This window comes from Carnobacterium sp., from assembly GCF_049673005.1.
Classification (GTDB): domain Bacteria; phylum Bacillota; class Bacilli; order Lactobacillales; family Carnobacteriaceae; genus Carnobacterium_A.
Genome location: NZ_JBATXB010000017.1, coordinates 33,792 through 52,250, shown reverse-complemented (window position 1 = coordinate 52,250; position 18,459 = coordinate 33,792). Strand labels below are relative to the sequence as shown.

Genomic DNA, 18,459 nt, shown 5'->3' with positions numbered 1-18,459 from the left:
TCACCACTCTTAACTAACTTAGTGAACTCTTTTTTATACCATTAACCCTGATAAATATCTTGTACAGGTTTCATAATAATACGATTTAAATCATCAATTAATGTACTTAGTTTTTGTTCAGCTTCCATTAATTCCTTAATCAAGTTATTCTCGCCCGATTTTAAAGCCATTTCTTGAGCTTCTTGAATTTCTTCTTCTGCAATTTCTTCACCGGACATTTGTTTTTGTTGTAATTTCATTTGTATTTCTTGAAATTTTTGAAAAACTTCATTTGCTTCAGAGTCTTCTTTTACATTTGAAAAAGCAGATTTCAAATCTAAATAGACTTCTGTTTCTCTTAATTCTTGTTCAAGTTTGTTTGCTGTATCATAAATGTTGTTCATAATCCAAATCACTCTCCTGATGTTTTTTTCTTGACCGTTATACTATACCATTACTCAGTTTCTTTTTCCAACATTCTCATTCAGTACTAGTATTTTTGCTATCGATTTTTAAATCGCTCAATTAGAGATCCTGTTCTATCTTTCAATTGGTCGATACCTTCTTTGAATTGTTCGCCCATTTGATAAATAGTTTCTTTCCATTGAGAAGAACTATTCTCTTCTTTTGAACCTACAATCGTTTCTGCACTTGTCGTACCAAAAGCCGTTTGAGGTGTTTTAGGTAGTATGTTTTGCATTTGAAGTTTAAATAACGGACCTACACCCGTCGAACTACCTGTTTCCATATAGTGGTTTCCATCTGTCTCATCAAAACCAATCCAAGTAGCAACAACTATATCTGGAGTATAACCAACTGTCCACTGGTCTGTTGTTCCTCCTGAATCGTTGAAGGATACCTCCGTACTACCAGTTTTCCCAGCAATTTCATACCCATCAGGAGCATTATTACTAGCTGTACCGTTAGTAAATACACCCATGAGCATACTTGTCATTTTATCTGCTATTTCTGGTGAAGTAACTTTTTTAGTTTTTTGTTCAGTATTATCGACAATTACTGCGCCAGTAGCGTCAACAATTTTAGTAATAAAGAACCCTTCACTTCGTAATCCTGCATTCGAAAACACCGTATATGCACTTGCCATTTGGAGTGGCGACACTCCACCTGTAGTACCTCCAAGAGCTAATCCAAGATATTTATCTTCCTCTTGAACTGGGATACCAAATTTTTCTACTTTTTTTATTCCTTTTTCTAGACCTATTTGATCTAAAAGCCAAACTGCAGGAGCATTTAAACTTTGGGCCAAAGCTTGATACATCGGAACTTCTCCTAAATAGTTGAAATCATAATTTTCCGGTGTATAGTCATCTGATCCATAAGATTTTTTCTCATCTTTTAATGTTGAATCAATATCATAGCCTGACTCCAAAGCTGGAGTATAAACTGCTAGTGGTTTCATAATGGAACCGGGTTGACGCTTAATCTGTGTTGCACGGTTAAAGCCTCTAAACGTATGCTCACCTCTTCCACCTACAACTGCGTATACGCCTCCTGTTTTAGGATTCATTGCAACAGATCCACTTTGTAGCAATGTCCCGTCTGAAGCGTCAGAAAAGAGCCAATCATTCTCATACGTTCGATCCATTCTTGATTGGTAGTTTTGATCCAATGAAGTATATATTTTATACCCTTTATTTAGTAATTCTTCTTCATCTAAACCATATTTATTTATTGCTTCTTCAATAACTGCATCAAAATAATACGGATACTGATACCCATTAGTTTGCTGATAATCATCTCTTAACTGAAGAGATTCACTCTTTGCTGCTTCGCCTATTTCCTTTGATATACCATTATTTTTGATTAATAAATCTAAAACAACATTTCTTCTTGAGAGTGAATTTTCTAGATTGTCCAAAGGATTATACGTAGTCGGTGCCTTTAACATTCCTGCAATTGTAGCTGCTTCCGTTAGAGAAACATCACTAGCATTTTTCCCAAAGTATTTATGAGAAGCATCTTCTACTCCCCAAACTCCATTCCCAAAATAAGCCTTATTTAGATACATTTCTAATATTTCATTTTTTGTATACTGCTTTTCAATTTCAATCGCTAGAAATAGCTCTTTTAATTTCCTTATTAGGGTTTGATCTAATGTTAAATAAGCATTTTTCGCTAACTGCTGGCTAATTGTACTCCCACCACCACTTATCTCTCCACCATTAGCAACAAAACCTACTGCTGAACGAGCAATACCGATAATATCAAATCCATTATGATCATAAAATCGTTTATCCTCGGTTGAAATTACTGTTGCTTGAATAGAAGGTGAAATCTCGTCGAGTGAGATGAATGAGCCTTTTTGAGAATAGAGTGTGCCTGCTTCATCTCCATCGATATCATAAACGGTCGTTGTTTGTTCGAGTCCGGCTTTTAGTGTTGAAACATTAGACGTTTTAGCTAGATACAGTAGATAACCACTACTAAATAATGAAATCAACAAGAGCATAAGAATAACTATTTTCGTTGCATGTAATTTCTTCCAAATTCGTTTAAATTTAATGTGAAATGCTATAACGTACGGTTTTGACTTTATCCATATTTTTTTAAAATAATAATTTATTTTTTTAACTAGATCTTTTACATTCATTTTTTAAACATCCTTCGTTTTTACTATTTGATGTTCTTTCTTTTTATAGTTGGAGTATATCAAACGTTTTTATAATTTGAATCGTTCTTAAGTAGGAGATATTCTAGTTCTAAACCCAATCTTACGTTTTTTTTTAAAAAAAAGATGATAAACTTGTTTTTTACTTTAACATTTTACCATATTAAGGTACAGTAAACTTATAAGACTTTTATAAAATAGAGGCTATCTATTTTTTTATAGTTAATTCGTTATAAAAAGAACTTATTAAGTTAAAGTGAGGCGAGAAATTTGATAGAAAAAAATAAAAATAATAATTAACAAATCTAAATTAAATGTTTAGAGGGCGCATTACTATTGATTTTTATTTATTTTACTATTTTTTCTTAAAAAACTTGTTTCAATCAGAATTATCTATTGAATAAAAATTAAATTTAGAGTTATAAATTAACAAGGAGGTGAAGCTTGCGTCATCTTGGCGTAAGCATCCATTTGTCACTAACCACTGGTATGATAGTGTTTTTTATCATCTTATTTATCGCAGCTTTATTTGTTATGTCAGAGTTCATACTGGTTCGTATACGACCATCAAGGTTAGATTTTCTTATAGAAGATGGAAATAAAAAGGCAGAATTGCTAAAAAATATGACTCAAAAATTAGACACTTATCTGTCCGCTACTCAATTAGGTGTCACAGTAACCTCACTAGCTATAGGTTGGTTAGGTAGCCCTACATTTGGCCGTCTATTTGATATATTGTTTGCAAATTTTCAATTGCCAGAATCTATTTCAAAAATAGCTTCTATCCTTCTTTCTTTTATTGTATTAACGTTTCTTCAGGTTATTATTGGAGAACTTGTACCAAAAAACATTGCCATTAATAACACTGAAAAAATCGGTTTAATTATAGCCAAACCCTTACAATTCTGGTTTCGGCTAATGTATCCTATTGTTTTTATTCTAAATATTTTAGCGAATAAAATTTCTCAAGCTGTTGGTGTTCCTAGTAAAAGTGAATTTGGTGAAGGTGTTTCTGAAGAAGAACTCAGAATTATTATGGGTGAAAGTTTGAAGAGTGGCGAGATAAATAGAGACGAATATCAATTTGTTGAAAACGTCTTTGCTTTTGATGATCGCATGAGTCGTGAAATTATGGTGCCTAGAACTGAAATGATTACTGTCTCAACAGACATGTCTTTAAAAGAAATTAGCCAATTAGTAAGCGTAAAACGCTATACACGCTATCCTGTAATTCAAGATGGTGATAAAGATATTGTCATTGGGATATTAAACACAAAAGAGATATTTGCAGCTTATGTTAACGCTGTTGAAGACAACATATCTGATACTTTTGATTTCTCTCACTACATTAGACCAGTTATTCGCGTAATTGAAACAATACCTATTAAAGAATTGTTGGTCAAAATGCAAAAAGAAAGAAACCAACTTGCAATTTTAGTTGATGAATATGGTGGTACTAGTGGTATGCTGTCAATGGAAGATATTGTTGAAGAAATAGTGGGCGATATCAGCGACGATTATGAAAGCATTGAAGAGCCTGAAGTAAAAAAAGTTGGCGATAACCACTATCGTGTCAGCGCAAGAATGCTTGTTGATGAAATTAATGAACTTTTTGGTCTATCTATTGAAGAAGAAAATGTCGACACTTTAGGTGGGTGGATGCTAAATCAAAAATACGATATTTCTGAAGGAGAAGCTCTTGTCGAAGGCGGATATACCTTTACTGTCATTAAATCAGGTAATAGCACTATTGAATTAATAGACATTATAAAGAACAGCCCTTCTACTAATATTCAATCCAATTCAAATGCTCGATAGATATAAATAGAAAAATCCGTAGAACTCTTTGGGTCCTACGGATTTTTCTATTCTAAAGTTTGGCTTTTCCAATAGAATTCCTCTTATTTGTCTAACCATTCATCAGCAAGCGCTGATAGTTCATCTATAATCACATTAATTTCTTCTTCGTTTTTTGCATTAGCTCCACTTGCCATAGGATGACCACCACCATGGTGACGTTTAGCAACCTCATTAATGATTGGACCTTTTGATCTTAAGCGACACCGGAAATGTCCTTCAGGCTGCTCAACAAAAATACCCCAAGTTAATACTCCTTCGACTGTTCCTGGAATAGACACAATTGAAGATGTTTCAGTGTCGGTTAAATCAAATTTCTTCAATAAATCTTTAGCTATTAATACTTTTGCTACTCCATTCTCAGAAACAATAAGATTTTGCAAAATATATCCAGTTAATTTCGCAACCTTTTGAGAAATAACATTCATTTGGTTATTTACTTCATTAGGAATAAAATCATATTCCATCAATTTAGCTGCTATTCTCATTGTGTGAGAAGTAGTTGAGGGATATAAAAAGCGACCTGTATCGCCGACAATACCTGCATATAATAAGCGAGCAGCTTCTTTAGTCAAAACTAATTCCTCTTGATTTGCTATATAAAAATCTACTATTATTTCGCTGCAACTACTCGCATCACTATTCACTAGCTGTATATCACCATAAACATCATCGTTAGGATGGTGGTCTATTTTAATCAGCTTCGATCCATTGCTATAGCGTTCGTCGCTAATTCTTGGTGTATTAGCGGTATCTGTTACTATAACTAAAGCTTCTTTGTAATCATTATCACTGACTTCATCCATCGTTGTTAAAAAATCTAGATCTCCTACAGGACCTCCAGTTTTGAAAATTCTTTTTTTCGGAAAACTTTCCTTCAACAGTTCAACTAGTCCACCTTGAGATCCTAAAGCATCAGGATCCGGTCGCATATGACGATGTACAATAACCGTGTTGTATTCTTTTATCATTTCTAGTACTTCTTTATATGGTAATAATGACATTACGTTCGACTCCTTTTTAATTTCTTTGCATCATTTGGCAAATCACAATAGCTTTAGCAACTAATACATTTTCAACATACACTTCGATATCAAACTTTGATGAGCGTCTACCAATTTCAAATACTTTAGGTTTTATTTCTAGCGTACTTTCTAATTGAATCATTTTAAAGTAATGTAAATCCATCTGTTCAATTAACGCATCTCTCTTTTGATAAAGCAATAATGAACGTTTTGCACAACTGGTGATAATTTCGCTCAACACACCAAATGAAATTGTCCCTACAGAATCTGTCATCTGTGGAGTCACATTGAACTTATAAGAAGGAATGTCATTTTCAATATTTTCATGATTTTCACTAACTAGTTCAATCTGCTCTTGAATTTGATCAGAAATTGTATCTCCAACTTGTGGTTGCCTTTGAGCAGATTGCATAGCTTTCATAACATCTTGTCTTGAAATAATACCCATTAAAGTTAAGTTATCTTCAACTACAGGCATAACTTCAAGTTCGTCCCATATCATTAGGTGTCCTACACTAGCCACACTCATATGAGTTTTCACTACGGTAGGATCCTTTGTCATAACACGCTCAATACTTTGTTGATCAGCTTTTCCAATCATATCTTTGGCAGCAACAATCCCAACTAGTCGTAAATTCTTTCCCACAACAGGAAATCTTGTATGCTTACTTTTCTCATTAAGTCGTCGATAATCTAAGACAGTATCATCAACAGTTAAGTACATTGTTTCTTCAATTTTTGTGTAAATATCTCGTACAAGAATAATATCTTTTTTTATTAATTGATCTGTCATCGCACGGTTTATCATCGTAGCAACAGTAAACGAATCATAACTTGTCCCCATTAAAGGTAATGCTAATTCATTAGCTAAGTCAATAATTTCATTGCTCGTTTCAAAACCACCTGTAATTAATACAGCAGACCCGCTTTTTAATGCTAACCTTTGTACACTCTCTCGATTACCTACAATCATTAAGGAACCTGGTGCTATATAGCGAACAATGGCATCTTCTGTCATTGCGCCAATAATAAATTTAGTGAGTATATTATTTAACCCATTTTCTCCACCAAATATATCTCCTTCAATAATTTTCACTATTTCGCCATAACTAAGTGTTTCAATACTTTCTTTCATTTTCCGTTCAATCCGTATGGTCCCTACTCGTTGAATAGTTGAAACTAGACCACTATTTTGTGCTTCTTTGATAGCTCTATAAGCTGTACCTTCACTAACATTTAAATTCTTAGCGATTAATCGTACAGAAATTTTTTCTCCGACAGGCAGGGTTTCGATATAAGCTAATATTCGTTCGTGTTTAGTAGTCATAAGGTACCTCCAAAATAGTTTCTAATCAAATTCCTAAATTTCTAATAGATTTCCTTGTTCTTAAGACAAATTATCACAAAAGTTTAAAGAGTTTCATTTAAACAAAAGAAAAGTACGGTAATGCGTTAAATTGGAAAGATTTTTTTAGCTTTAAACTAACTAACTCAATCGAATTACATAATTTCCAATCGCTTTCTTTAAAAAATTACTAATCCAATCTTACTACCAACTATAATTATTACCACTTTCATTTTTTGTGTTTCTCAAATATAATTTTTTATAAATGTGACTAAAAATAATAGCATCTGCTTAAATTCTTTTCAGATTAAGATTATTCTTTGACTTTTCTATAATAAAAAGATTAATTAGAACAATTTATCCTATATTAGGCTCAACTTGTATCATTCATTACCAAATTCCTGATATCTTCGTTAGTCCCATTTTCTATTATTATAACACAACAAAAAAACTGTACTAGTATATACAGTGTATCTTAAAAAAAGAAAATTAATTTAACCCAATCCTCAAAATCTTCTATCTATAGTTTTATTTTTCCCAAAGTGGTAAAACAATATTTTCAAATGTTAATGGGTCAAGTGTTGTAATTGTAATCCCCAACAATCTTATTCCCTTTTGCAATTCTCCAATCTCATCCCATATATTTTGTGCATGAAAAAAGATTTCTTCTGCCTCTTTAATGTAATGAGGTAACGTATGCCTTTTAGTCACAGTCTCAAAATCAGAATAGCGAATCTTCAATACAATCGTTTTCCCATGCTTTTGTTCTTTCATTAATGAATGATTCACTTTATTAGATAAGAACCTTAATTCTGCTACAATTTCATTTTCAGTAACTAAGTTTTGGTTATACGTGTTTTCTTTCCCTATTGATTTTCTCTCTCTACTTATTCTGACTGGAGAATCATCAATTCCCCTAACCTTTCTGTAAAGAGAATACCCCATTTTACCAAATGAACGAATCAAATCCATCTCGTTTCTTTGATAAAGATCTTCACCATTGTAAATACCTACCTCATGCATCCGCTCAACCGTTTTTTTTCCTACTCCATAAAATTTTTCTATAGGAAGATTTTTTAAAAAATCTAAAGCTTCGTCTGGTGTGATAACAGTAACACCAGACGGCTTTTTAAAATCTGAAGCTAGTTTCGCTATAAACTTATTGTAAGAAACTCCTGCAGAACAGGTTAAGCGAACGGTGTCCCATACTTCTTTTTGGATAGAATGGGCAATAAGTGTTGCACTTTTCATTTCTTTTTTATTTTCTGTTACATCTAAGTATGCTTCATCCAGTGATAACGGTTCTATAATATCTGTATAATGTAAGAATACTTCTCTAATTTTATTCGAAATTTCTCGATAACGTTCATAATTTCCAGGAATAAATACGGCCTTAGGACATAATTCATAGGCTTTTTGAGCACTCATAGCAGAATGTATACCATATGTTCTTGCAACATAATTCGCTGTTGCAACAACACCTTTCCCTTTTGTCAAATTGGGGTGTTTAGCAATAACAATAGGCTGTCCTTTTAACTCAGGATGATCTCTCTCTTCGACCGAAGCGAAGAAAGCATCCATATCGATATGAATAATTTTTCTCGATGTATCTTTAACCGGTTCATCAAAACGTACTACCCCAATTTCCACTTTCTTCACCTTCTTTCATTACAACCATGTGGGAACGTGATTCTTTTTTTAAGAGTAGCTGTTGTAAAAACAAAGAAGAATACGACAACTATGCCGAATTCTTCTTATCTAAATTAGCTGAACGTACATATCAGATGCCGCTTTAAAGCTTATTTGGATCTTTTTTTTATCTTTTTTCACTACGATAGATCCTTCATATGCGCCAATAGAATCAATCGTGCACACATCATTTATTCCAATATTTATAGATACTAGGTAGTCTAATAAATCTTTTTCATCTGCTACTCGTTTTATTATTACCGTTTGATTTTCTTTTTGCTCAGATAAAGTTTCTAACAAAGGTTCCTTTAAAATCCCTCTTTTTTCTGGAATCATGCCTCCATGAGGACATATCTTTGGGAAATCCAAATATTTTTCTAATCGATTGGTTAATTCTATTGATGAAACATGCTCTAGAACCTCAGCCTCTGCGTGAACCTCATTCCAAGAGTAGCCAAGTTGTTCAACTAGAAATACTTCCCATAATCTATGCTTTCTTATTAATGTGCTAGCTTTAATAAGTCCTTTTTCGTTAAGTTCTACCCCTTGATAAGGTAATCTTTCGATATACCCTTCTTTTAAAAGTTTAGACATCATTTCGCTCACTGAGGCGGCTGAAACTCCTAGTCTTTTAACAATTTCTTTATTATTAATTTTTTTTTCTGTCCCACCAAGTTCATAGATAATTTTCAAGTAATCTTCTTTATTAGGTGTCAATGACATCACCCACTTCTTTATATTTAGGCTAACCTAACTTATTAGTTTGATTATAACTATTTTAATTTTAAAAAGCAATCTTTCTAGAGATCATGTTTAATCTTACTTAATTATTTTTTGATGAGAAAATTTAGCTAGCTGCTACTATAAAAACTGATAATGTCTGCTCGTACAATACACCAAAGAACACTTTACTTTATAAAAAAATACCATTTCCCTTTTAAATTAGGAAAACAGTATTTCTTTCATAATAATCTTTATTTTTTATAGAGATTTTTTATTTTTCACCATCATAAGCATCGATAATAATTTGGCGTAATTCGCTAATTAATGGTTGTTTTGGATTTGCTGTTGTACATTGATCTAAGAATGCTAGTTCAGCCATATGATCAACAGTATCATTCAGTACTTCTTGTGTTACTCCTTGAGCTTTTAAGTTCATCTCAATTCCAACATCTTTACCTAGTTTATTGATTTCAAAGATTAGTGATTCTACTAATTCTTCGGTTGTATTTCCTTTGAATCCCATGAAACGAGCGATTTCAGCATAATCTTCATCAGCTTTAAAGAACTCATATTTAGGGAATAAAGCATGTTTTGAAGGATCTTTTGCATTGTAACGGATAACATGAGGCAATAAGATTGCATTTGTGCGTCCGTGAGCAATATTGTACTCTCCACCTATCTTATGAGCGATAGAGTGGTTAATTCCTAAAAATGCATTTGCAAATGCCATACCAGCCATTGTAGAAGCATTATGCATTTTTTCTCTTGCATCTTCATTTGCGTATGCGTATGAATCACGTAAATTTTGGAAGACTAATTTAATTGATTGTAAACTTAAACCTTTTGTAAAATCACTTGCCATAACAGAAACATAAGATTCAATTGCATGTGTTAAGACATCCATTCCTGTATCAGCTGTAACAGATTTAGGAACACTCATAACAAATTGTGAGTCGATGATAGCAACATCAGGTGTCAAAGCGTAATCAGCTAAAGGATATTTAACATGTGTTTCACTATCTGTAATAACTGCAAAAGGTGTAACTTCAGCACCAGTTCCTGAAGTAGTAGGAATACATACAAACTGTGTTTTATTTAATGTAGGAATTTTGTATGTTCTTTTACGGATATCTAAGAATTTTTGTTTAGCTCCAAAAAATACTGTCTCTGGTTTTTCATAAAATAACCACATACCTTTAGCTGCGTCCATTGCTGAACCTCCGCCAATTGCGATGATTGTATCTGGTTGGAATTGAATCATCGCTTCTGTTCCGGCCATAACAGTATCTGTTGATGGATTAGGTTCCACTGCCGAGAATATTTCTACTTGTACACTTTCTTTTCTTTTATTTAATTCAGCAATCACTTTATCTGCATAACCAAATTCGACCATACCAGGATCACAAACTAAGAATACTTTTTTGATATTCTCCATTTTTTGTAAATATTGGATAGAATATTTTTCGAAATAAATTTTTGAAGGTAATTTAAACCATTGCATGTTGTTTCTACGTTTTGCAATTGTTTTAATGTTCATTAAATTAATAGTTGATACGTTTTTAGAAACCGAGTTCTTACCATAAGAACCGCATCCAAGTGTTAATGAAGGAATCATATTGTTATACAAATCACCGATACCACCTTGTGCTGTAGGAGAATTCACTAAAATACGACAAGCTTTCATTTGTTCTCCATATTTTCTAACTAAATCATCATCTAATGTATGAATTGCAGCTGAATGTCCTAATCCGCCTAATTCTAACATTTGTTGAGCTAATGAAAATCCATCTTCAGTTGAAGTTGATTTAAGCATTGCTAATACTGGAGATAATTTTTCACGAGATAGTGGATAATTTTCTCCTACTCCATCTAACTCAGCAATAATAATTTTAGTCCCTTTAGGAACTTTAATTCCTGCAAGTTCTCCAATTTCTTCTGCTGACTTCCCAACAATAGCTGCATTAACAGCTGTTTTTGTTGTATTCATAACAACATCTTCAAGCCGTTTTAGTTCGCTAGGTTTTACGACGTATACTTGATGTTTAATAAACTCTGCTTTTACTTCTTCATAAATTTCTTGATCTACAATAACAGCTTGCTCTGAAGCACAAATCATTCCGTTATCAAATGATTTTGAAGCAATAATATCATTAACAGCACGTTTCACTTTAGCTGATTTTTCAATGTAGCTTGGTACATTTCCTGGTCCTACTCCTAAAGCTGGTTTACCAGTTGAGTAAGCCGCTTTTACCATTGCTGATCCACCAGTTGCTAAAACAATAGCAATGTCTGAGTGGTTCATTAGTAAGTTAGTACCTTCTAAAGAAGGTTGCTTGATCCATTGGATACAATTTTCAGGTGCTCCAGCTTTAACAGCTGCGTTTAAAACAATTTGTGCTGCTGCTTCTGAACATTTTTGAGCACTTGGGTGGAAAGCAAAAATAATTGGATTACGAGTTTTAATAGAAATTAACGCTTTAAATAATGTTGTTGAAGTAGGGTTAGTTACTGGGGTTACTCCACAGACTATTCCTACTGGCGTTGCTACTTCAATTAATTGACTTTGTTCATCATCACTTATGATACCAGCCGTTTTATCGTGTTTAATTGTATTCCATATAGATTCTGTAGCAAACATATTTTTTATGCACTTATCTTCATAAATTCCTCTGCCAGTTTCTTCAACAGCCATTTTAGCTAAAAGCATATGTTCATTTAGACCAGCTATTGCCATCTGATGGCAAATGTGATCGATTTGTTCTTGATTCATCGTTTCTAAGGTTGCTAAGGCTTTTTTACCTTTAATTGTCATCTCATTAATAGCCACTTCGATGGGGGATTGTTTATCCGTTAATTCAACTGTATCTGTTTTTACTTTGTTATCTAATTTTGTAGAAGTCATTTTGTATTCCTCCGTTTTTTTATTGTTAACTTATTCACAACCCAATCATAATTCATCCTTTATTAAATGTAAAGCTTTTTCCATCTTTTTATTAAATAACATTATTAATTAGCAAAAACATCGTTGTTAAGCGCTTTCTTTTTTGTTTTTCCATTGGCGGATTTATCTTTTTTACATTATAATTATTTTAATCAATTGATATTAACTTCACAATTAAGCGATTTTAATTTTTAAAAATAGCTAAAATTAAAGCTTCTGATTTTCCTATAAGTTTATAATTCCTCTCTTAAAATAAAAAAAACCTTCAAAAGGTAGATTTTCATCTACCTTTTGAAGGTTTTTTAGGGAATTCTCTAATAGTTTTTATTTTAGACTATCTAACTTAAAACAAATCATTTATATCCATATCTTCTAATGAACAACTGGGGGTAACCAAAACTTCAACTGATGCAAAATCTAAATAATCATTCGGTGTCAATTGCATAATATGTTCAATTTGTTCATAATAATGACTAGGTATCGTTCTTTTCCATGAGAATAGAGTCAAATAACGCCACAAGTCATCTTTAGATATTTGCTTGTAACCCAATAAATGAAATTCTGTCGTTTTTAGATTTAACCACGGTTCAAGTTTTTTAAATAAAGAAAATGAATGCTCATTCAATTTAAACACTCCTATTCCTGATAAAAATTGTTCTCTTTAATGTTAGCAACTTTTATATACGCTAAGTAACTGAAGAGAAGAGAAAAAAAAAGAAAAAACCTAAGCTTTCTCTTTTTCATTCTAAATTTTTTTGTTAAACTAATTCATTATCTTCTGATTCTGATTCTACTTCAAAAGTTTCGACAGTTGCAACAGCTGCTAAATCTTTAATTCTAGCAATCGCACGTCTTTCAAAGGTTAAAAAGATTCCTTCGCAATTGATAACTACTGTTTTATCTGCTTCATTAAGCTCATCGATTATTCCATGTAAACCACCGATAGTAACTACTCCATCACCTTTTTTCATTGAAGCTAACATGTCTTTAGTTTTGTCTGCTGCTTTCTTTTGAGGTCTAATCATCATGAAATACATTAAGCCCATAATTGCAGCAAAAGGTAAAATACTAATAATAAATTCCATTACTTCACTCCATTCTATATTTTGAAAGGTTATCTCATTGTTAACTGTAACAAATCTTACTCATTAGTACCACTTAATTTTTTATTAAATTTTAGAAATTTTTTGCATTTGGTTTATTGTACCCGTACTCTTCAAAAAAGCTTTCTCTATACTCTAATAAATTATCTTCTCTAATAGCTTGTCTGACATCTTTCATCACGTTCAAGAGAAAATAAAGATTGTGATAGCTAGTTAAGCGTAAACCAAAAGTTTCATCTGCCTTGATTAAATGACGAATATAGGCCCGACTATAATTTTTACATGTGTAGCAGTCACATTTGGGATCTAAGGGACCAAAATCGCGCTCGTATTTAGCATTTTTTATGACTACTCGTCCTTGACTAGTCATCACCGTACCATTTCTTGCTATTCTCGTTGGCAAGACACAATCAAACATATCTACACCTCTTATTACTCCATCAATTAAAGAATCAGCTGTTCCAACTCCCATTAAATAGCGTGGTTTATTCTCTGGTATCAAAGGTGTTGTATATTCTAGTACTTCATTCATCGAATGCTTAGGTTCTCCTACTGATAATCCCCCAATCGAATAGCCTGGGAAATCCATTGCAACAAGTTCTTTAGCACTTTGTTCACGTAATTCTTTATATCCTGCTCCTTGAATTATTCCAAAAAGACCTTGACTATTAGGTTTAGCATGAGCTTTTAGACCCCGTTCTGCCCAACGTGTTGTACGTTCTACAGATTTTTTTACATAGTCAAAGCTTTCATCAAAAGGTGGACACTCATCAAAACTCATCATAATATCTGGTCCTAATTTATTTTGAATTTGAATAGCTTTCTCAGGTGAGAGAAACATTTTGGATCCATTTAAATGATTTCTAAAATGTACGCCTTTCTCTTCAATTTGTCTTAATTCGCTTAAAGAAAAAACTTGAAAGCCACCTGAATCTGTCAAGATTCCCTTGTCCCAGTTCATAAATTTATGCAATCCACCTGCTTCTTCAACAATATCCTCACCTGGTCTTAGCCATAGATGATAAGTATTACTTAAAATAATATTTGCGCCCATCGTTTCTAATTCTTCTGGAGCAATACTTTTAACACTTGCTAATGTTCCTACTGGCATAAACATTGGTGTTTCAAAGGTTCCGTGAGGCGTTATAATTTCTCCCAAACGGGCGCCTGTATGTTTTTCTTTCTTTATTAGACGATATTTAATTGCTGGTTCTGACATAAATTTTTTCCTACTTTCGTTGTACTTTAAAATGAGTCTATTATTTGATTAATAATAGTGACTTACTAACTATACTAATGTTTTTCTTGATTTGCAAATTGATTTATAAAAATTAATGCATATCATTTGTAAGCGGTACCTTAACGTGGTATATTATGAGTGTAAAGAGAGATGCAAGTATGGGTGAACGAATGAATTTCTTGGTTGTTTAGTTTCAAAGAAACAATTAATTCAACATTTTGTTTTGGTTTACCAGATTCAAATTTCGTTAAGCAACACCTTTAAATTTTAGTACCACGAATAAATAAGTAATTTAAAGAAAAGATTTCCAAATAAAAGTTAAGCTTAAATGAGTTTTTCGAACAAAGTAAAGTAAGATGTATGTCGTTTTAAAAAGAAATTCAGTAGTTAAAGTTAAATCTGTATAAAAGTAAAATAGTTCACTCATACCTCTCTTAAAACAAATGAGAAGTTGGCATTTTCTAGCCAGCTTCTCATTTTTTTGTTTTATTTCATTAATTTAAATCTGTTCTATTATTTTACAAACATTGCATCCCCAAAACTGAAAAAGCGATAGTTTTCTTTTACGGCATGTTCATATGCTTCTAATACTTTTTCTCTACCAGCAAAAGCACTGACTAGCATAACAAGAGTAGATTTTGGTAAATGGAAGTTTGTTAGAAAAGCATCGACAAGTTTAAACTCGTAGCCTGGAGAAATAAAAATACTTGTCCAGCCATTATCAGCTTTAATTTCGCCATTAAACTTAGTACCTATCGTTTCTAGTGTTCTGATTGAAGTCGTTCCAACAGCAATGATTCTTCCTCCGGCAGCTTTTATCTTATTTAACTGATCAGCAGCTTCTTCAGATAATCGATAGAATTCAGAATGCATTTCATGATTTTCAATAGAGTCTACACTCACTGGCCGAAATGTTCCCAATCCAACATGTAATGTTAAGAAAACCAACTGAACACCTTTCGCTTTAATTTGTTCTAATAATTCTTGTGTAAAATGAAGTCCTGCAGTTGGAGCTGCAGCAGATCCGTTTTCTTTCGCATAAACTGTTTGATAACGTTCATTGTCTTCTAAGCGTTCTTTAATATAGGGTGGCAAAGGCATTTCACCAAGAGATTCTAATACCTCCAGAAAAATCCCTTCATAATAAAATTCAAGAATACGTCCTCCATGGTCCAACTCTTCTTTTACAATAGCTTTTAAACGACCATCACCAAATGAAATTTTGGTCCCTATTCTTGCTCTTTTTGCCGGCTTAACTAACGTTTCCCATTGATCCTCAACAGTATTTTTCAATAATAAAACTTCTAAATGACCACCTGTCTCAGGTTTAGTCCCATGAAGTCTAGCCGGTAAAACACGTGTATCGTTCATGACTAGTGCATCTCCAGCTTGTAATTCATTTAAAATAGCTGGAAAATGTTCATCTATTATTTTTCCATTTTCTTTATTTAACATTAATAGTTTTGAACTAGAGCGGTCTTCTAGTGGAGTCTGCGCAATTAACTCTTCTGGTAAATCAAAATCAAAATCATTTGTTGAAAACATAACTTAACTCTCCTGTCCTTAATTGTTTGTAGGATAGCCTAAATGGTCAAACCCTAACTGTGTGACAATTCTACCACGCGGAGTCCGTTGAATAAAGCCCATTTGCAATAAATAAGGTTCCACCATATCCTCAATTGTTTCCATTTCTTCTCCGATGTTAGCTGCGATTGTTGAAAGTCCAACTGGTCCACCTTGGTACACTTCAATCATTGTTCTGACCATTTTTTGATCAACAAAATCTAATCCTTTTTGATCTACTCTTAACATCGTTAATGCTTCATCTGCACTTTTCTTATCAACCACGCCATTTGATTGTACTTGAGCGTAGTCTCTTACTCTCTTTAATAGTCGATTAGCTACTCGTGGGGTACCTCTTGATCTTTTGGCAATTTCTAAGGCACCTTCATCATGAATTTCCGTTTGAAAAATATCTGCGGAACGAATAACAATATCACTTAAATCTTCAACTGTATAATACTCCATATGTGAGACAATTCCAAAACGATCTCGCAAAGGTGCAGATAACATCCCAGCTCTAGTAGTTGCTCCAATTAGTGTGAAAGGAGGCAATGGAAAATGAACTGGATGTGCAGTTGGTCCCTGACCAACAATAATATCAACAAAATAATCTTCCATTGCTGAATAAAGCATTTCTTCTACCATTCTCGGCATCCTATGAATTTCATCAATGAATAAAACGTCGCCGGCTTCTAATTCATTTAGTAATGCAACTAAATCACCGGCTTTTTCAATTGCAGGACCACTAGTAGTACGGATATTAACATCCATTTCGTTAGAGATAACCATCGCCATCGTTGTTTTACCTAATCCAGGAGGACCATATAATAAAACGTGGTCCAATGCCTCTTCGCGATTTTTAGCAGCTGAGATATAAATTCCTAACTCTAATTTTAATTTTGATTGTCCAATATATTGGTTTAAATATTGAGGTCTTAATGATTTTTCTATAGATAACTCCTCTAGACTATCACTTTCACCTGAAATTATCCGTTCTTGATCAGTCATGTTCATTCACCTCATTTGTCTCTACCATTTATTTTTTCATTAATAATCGTAATGCTTCCCTCAAATAGGCATCTGTTGTTTCTTTATTCATTTTACGAATTTCTGGCTCAATCTTTTTGATTTCTTTTGCACTGTAGCCAAGTGCTGTCAACGCTTCAAGCGCCTCATTCACAGGACCTTGCTTATGCGACAAACTTAACTCTTGTTGGATTGCCCCTCCAAGTGGCTGACTCATTATATCTAAGTCATCTAATTTTCCTTTTAAATCTAAAATAATTTGAGCTGCCGTCTTTTTTCCTACTCCTGGAAATTTAACTAAATATGACACTTCCTCATTCTCAATAGCTTGAACTAATCCTGCGTGATCATCATTTGCTAATATAGCTAACCCACTTTTAGGGCCGATCCCTGATACACTAATGAGTTTTAAGTACAATTGTTTTTCATTATAATCTTTAAATCCGTAGAGAGTAATCGCATCTTCTCTTACAGCCTGATGTACATAAATAATCGTTTCTTGATTTAATTGTTTAGAAAATCTGAAAGGATTCGCTATGTACAATAGATAACCTATCCCATTTAATTCCATTACTATATAGGCTGGCCCAATAAAAGTAACCATCCCTTTAAGATATTCATACATTTTTTTAGCTCCATTCATTTAACTGTCTAGAAGGTTTAACAAGTACGCCTGTTCCCTTCTCATTCTAACATAATTAGACATTTAAAAGAATGTTCAATTATATTTTATAGCTGTGAAAATTATCTACATCAAAAAAATCCTTTCACTTATACTAATTAAGTGAAAGGATTTGATATTATTTAAAAAATTAGTAAGCAAATAATTTTAAATACGAGCTGTATCCTTCTTTTTCTAAATTTTCTTTTGGAACAAAACGTAAAGCTGCGGAGTTAATGCAGTAGCGCAATCCTCCCGCTTCAACAGGTCCATCATTAAAAACATGTCCTAAATGAGAATCAGCATCCTGGCTTCGTACTTCCGTTCGCTTCATTCCTAATAATTTACGATCTGTTTTTTCAATTATTTCTTTAGAATCAATAGGTTTTGTAAAAGACGGCCAACCACATCCTGCATCATACTTATCTGTTGACGAAAATAGTGGTTTGCCGCTTACTACATCCACAAAAATACCATCGTCATAAAAAGCATCATACTCACCAGTAAATGGTCTTTCAGTTGCCTCATTTTGAGTCACTTCATATTGAATGGGTGTTAAGATTTTTTTTAATTCTTCTTTTTTCATATCTTTCATAAATATCCTCCTATTCTATGCTAAAACTTTTCAAGTAATTTTAAAACCTCTCTTTACAAAAAAAGTTTTTCTTTGCTTAGCAG

15 protein-coding genes are annotated in these 18,459 nt (G+C 32.9%); 1 reads left to right on the top strand and 14 read right to left on the bottom strand.

The features are described 5' to 3' along the window. Positions 1-41: 41 nt before the first annotated feature. Positions 42-386 carry a YlbF family regulator gene (locus WBF61_RS01830; RefSeq protein WP_424253427.1) on the bottom strand — a complete coding sequence of 115 codons (345 nt, stop codon included), beginning with the start codon at positions 384-386 and terminating at the stop codon, positions 42-44. 95 nt (positions 387-481) lie between these two features. Beyond that, positions 482-2,590 (bottom strand): PBP1A family penicillin-binding protein, encoded by a 2,109-nt coding sequence (locus WBF61_RS01825; protein ID WP_424253393.1) that lies wholly within the window; start codon positions 2,588-2,590, stop codon positions 482-484. A gap of 462 nt (positions 2,591-3,052) precedes the next feature. On the opposite strand from WBF61_RS01825, the gene WBF61_RS01820 reads away from it, so the two are divergent. Beyond that, a complete protein-coding gene (locus WBF61_RS01820; RefSeq protein WP_424253391.1) occupies positions 3,053-4,426 on the top strand; it encodes a hemolysin family protein in 1,374 nt (457 codons plus the stop codon). Positions 4,427-4,509: 83 nt separating this feature from the next. Here the strand turns inward: WBF61_RS01820 and WBF61_RS01815 are convergent, their stop codons facing one another. From WBF61_RS01815 to msrB, 12 genes are all read right to left on the bottom strand, one after another. Continuing rightward, positions 4,510-5,469: a DHH family phosphoesterase gene (locus WBF61_RS01815; RefSeq protein WP_424253389.1), complete on the bottom strand. Its 960-nt coding sequence runs from the start codon at positions 5,467-5,469 to the stop codon at positions 4,510-4,512. A gap of 16 nt (positions 5,470-5,485) precedes the next feature. Further along, positions 5,486-6,817 carry a DRTGG domain-containing protein gene (locus WBF61_RS01810; protein ID WP_424253388.1) on the bottom strand — a complete coding sequence of 444 codons (1,332 nt, stop codon included), beginning with the start codon at positions 6,815-6,817 and terminating at the stop codon, positions 5,486-5,488. A 546-nt stretch (positions 6,818-7,363) separates the two neighbouring features. Further along, positions 7,364-8,485: a DNA polymerase IV gene (dinB, locus tag WBF61_RS01805; protein WP_424253387.1), complete on the bottom strand. Its 1,122-nt coding sequence runs from the start codon at positions 8,483-8,485 to the stop codon at positions 7,364-7,366. Between the two features lie 108 nt (positions 8,486-8,593). Beyond that, positions 8,594-9,241: a metal-dependent transcriptional regulator gene (locus WBF61_RS01800; protein ID WP_424253385.1), complete on the bottom strand. Its 648-nt coding sequence runs from the start codon at positions 9,239-9,241 to the stop codon at positions 8,594-8,596. A gap of 277 nt (positions 9,242-9,518) precedes the next feature. Then, complete coding sequence (adhE, locus tag WBF61_RS01795) at positions 9,519-12,149, bottom strand: bifunctional acetaldehyde-CoA/alcohol dehydrogenase (protein WP_424253383.1); 2,631 nt, start codon at positions 12,147-12,149, stop codon at positions 9,519-9,521. Positions 12,150-12,531: 382 nt separating this feature from the next. Further along, positions 12,532-12,813, bottom strand: a complete 282-nt coding sequence (locus tag WBF61_RS01790) for a post-transcriptional regulator (protein ID WP_424253381.1) — start codon at positions 12,811-12,813, stop codon at positions 12,532-12,534. Positions 12,814-12,946: 133 nt separating this feature from the next. Further along, positions 12,947-13,273, bottom strand: coding sequence for a preprotein translocase subunit YajC (gene yajC, locus WBF61_RS01785; RefSeq protein WP_424253379.1), 327 nt, complete (start codon positions 13,271-13,273; stop codon positions 12,947-12,949). Between the two features lie 91 nt (positions 13,274-13,364). Beyond that, positions 13,365-14,510, bottom strand: a complete 1,146-nt coding sequence (gene tgt, locus WBF61_RS01780; RefSeq protein WP_424253378.1) for a tRNA guanosine(34) transglycosylase Tgt — start codon at positions 14,508-14,510, stop codon at positions 13,365-13,367. Positions 14,511-15,044: 534 nt separating this feature from the next. Further along, positions 15,045-16,076, bottom strand: a complete 1,032-nt coding sequence (gene queA, locus WBF61_RS01775; RefSeq protein ID WP_424253376.1) for a tRNA preQ1(34) S-adenosylmethionine ribosyltransferase-isomerase QueA — start codon at positions 16,074-16,076, stop codon at positions 15,045-15,047. An 18-nt stretch (positions 16,077-16,094) separates the two neighbouring features. Beyond that, positions 16,095-17,102 (bottom strand): Holliday junction branch migration DNA helicase RuvB, encoded by a 1,008-nt coding sequence (ruvB, locus tag WBF61_RS01770; RefSeq protein WP_424253374.1) that lies wholly within the window; start codon positions 17,100-17,102, stop codon positions 16,095-16,097. A 28-nt stretch (positions 17,103-17,130) separates the two neighbouring features. Then, on the bottom strand, positions 17,131-17,745 hold the full coding sequence (gene ruvA / locus WBF61_RS01765) for a Holliday junction branch migration protein RuvA (protein WP_424253372.1): 615 nt from the start codon (positions 17,743-17,745) through the stop codon (positions 17,131-17,133). Positions 17,746-17,932: 187 nt separating this feature from the next. After that, entirely contained in the window at positions 17,933-18,376 is a 444-nt protein-coding gene (msrB, locus tag WBF61_RS01760) for a peptide-methionine (R)-S-oxide reductase MsrB (RefSeq protein ID WP_424253371.1), read from the bottom strand. Positions 18,377-18,459: the final 83 nt, after the last annotated feature.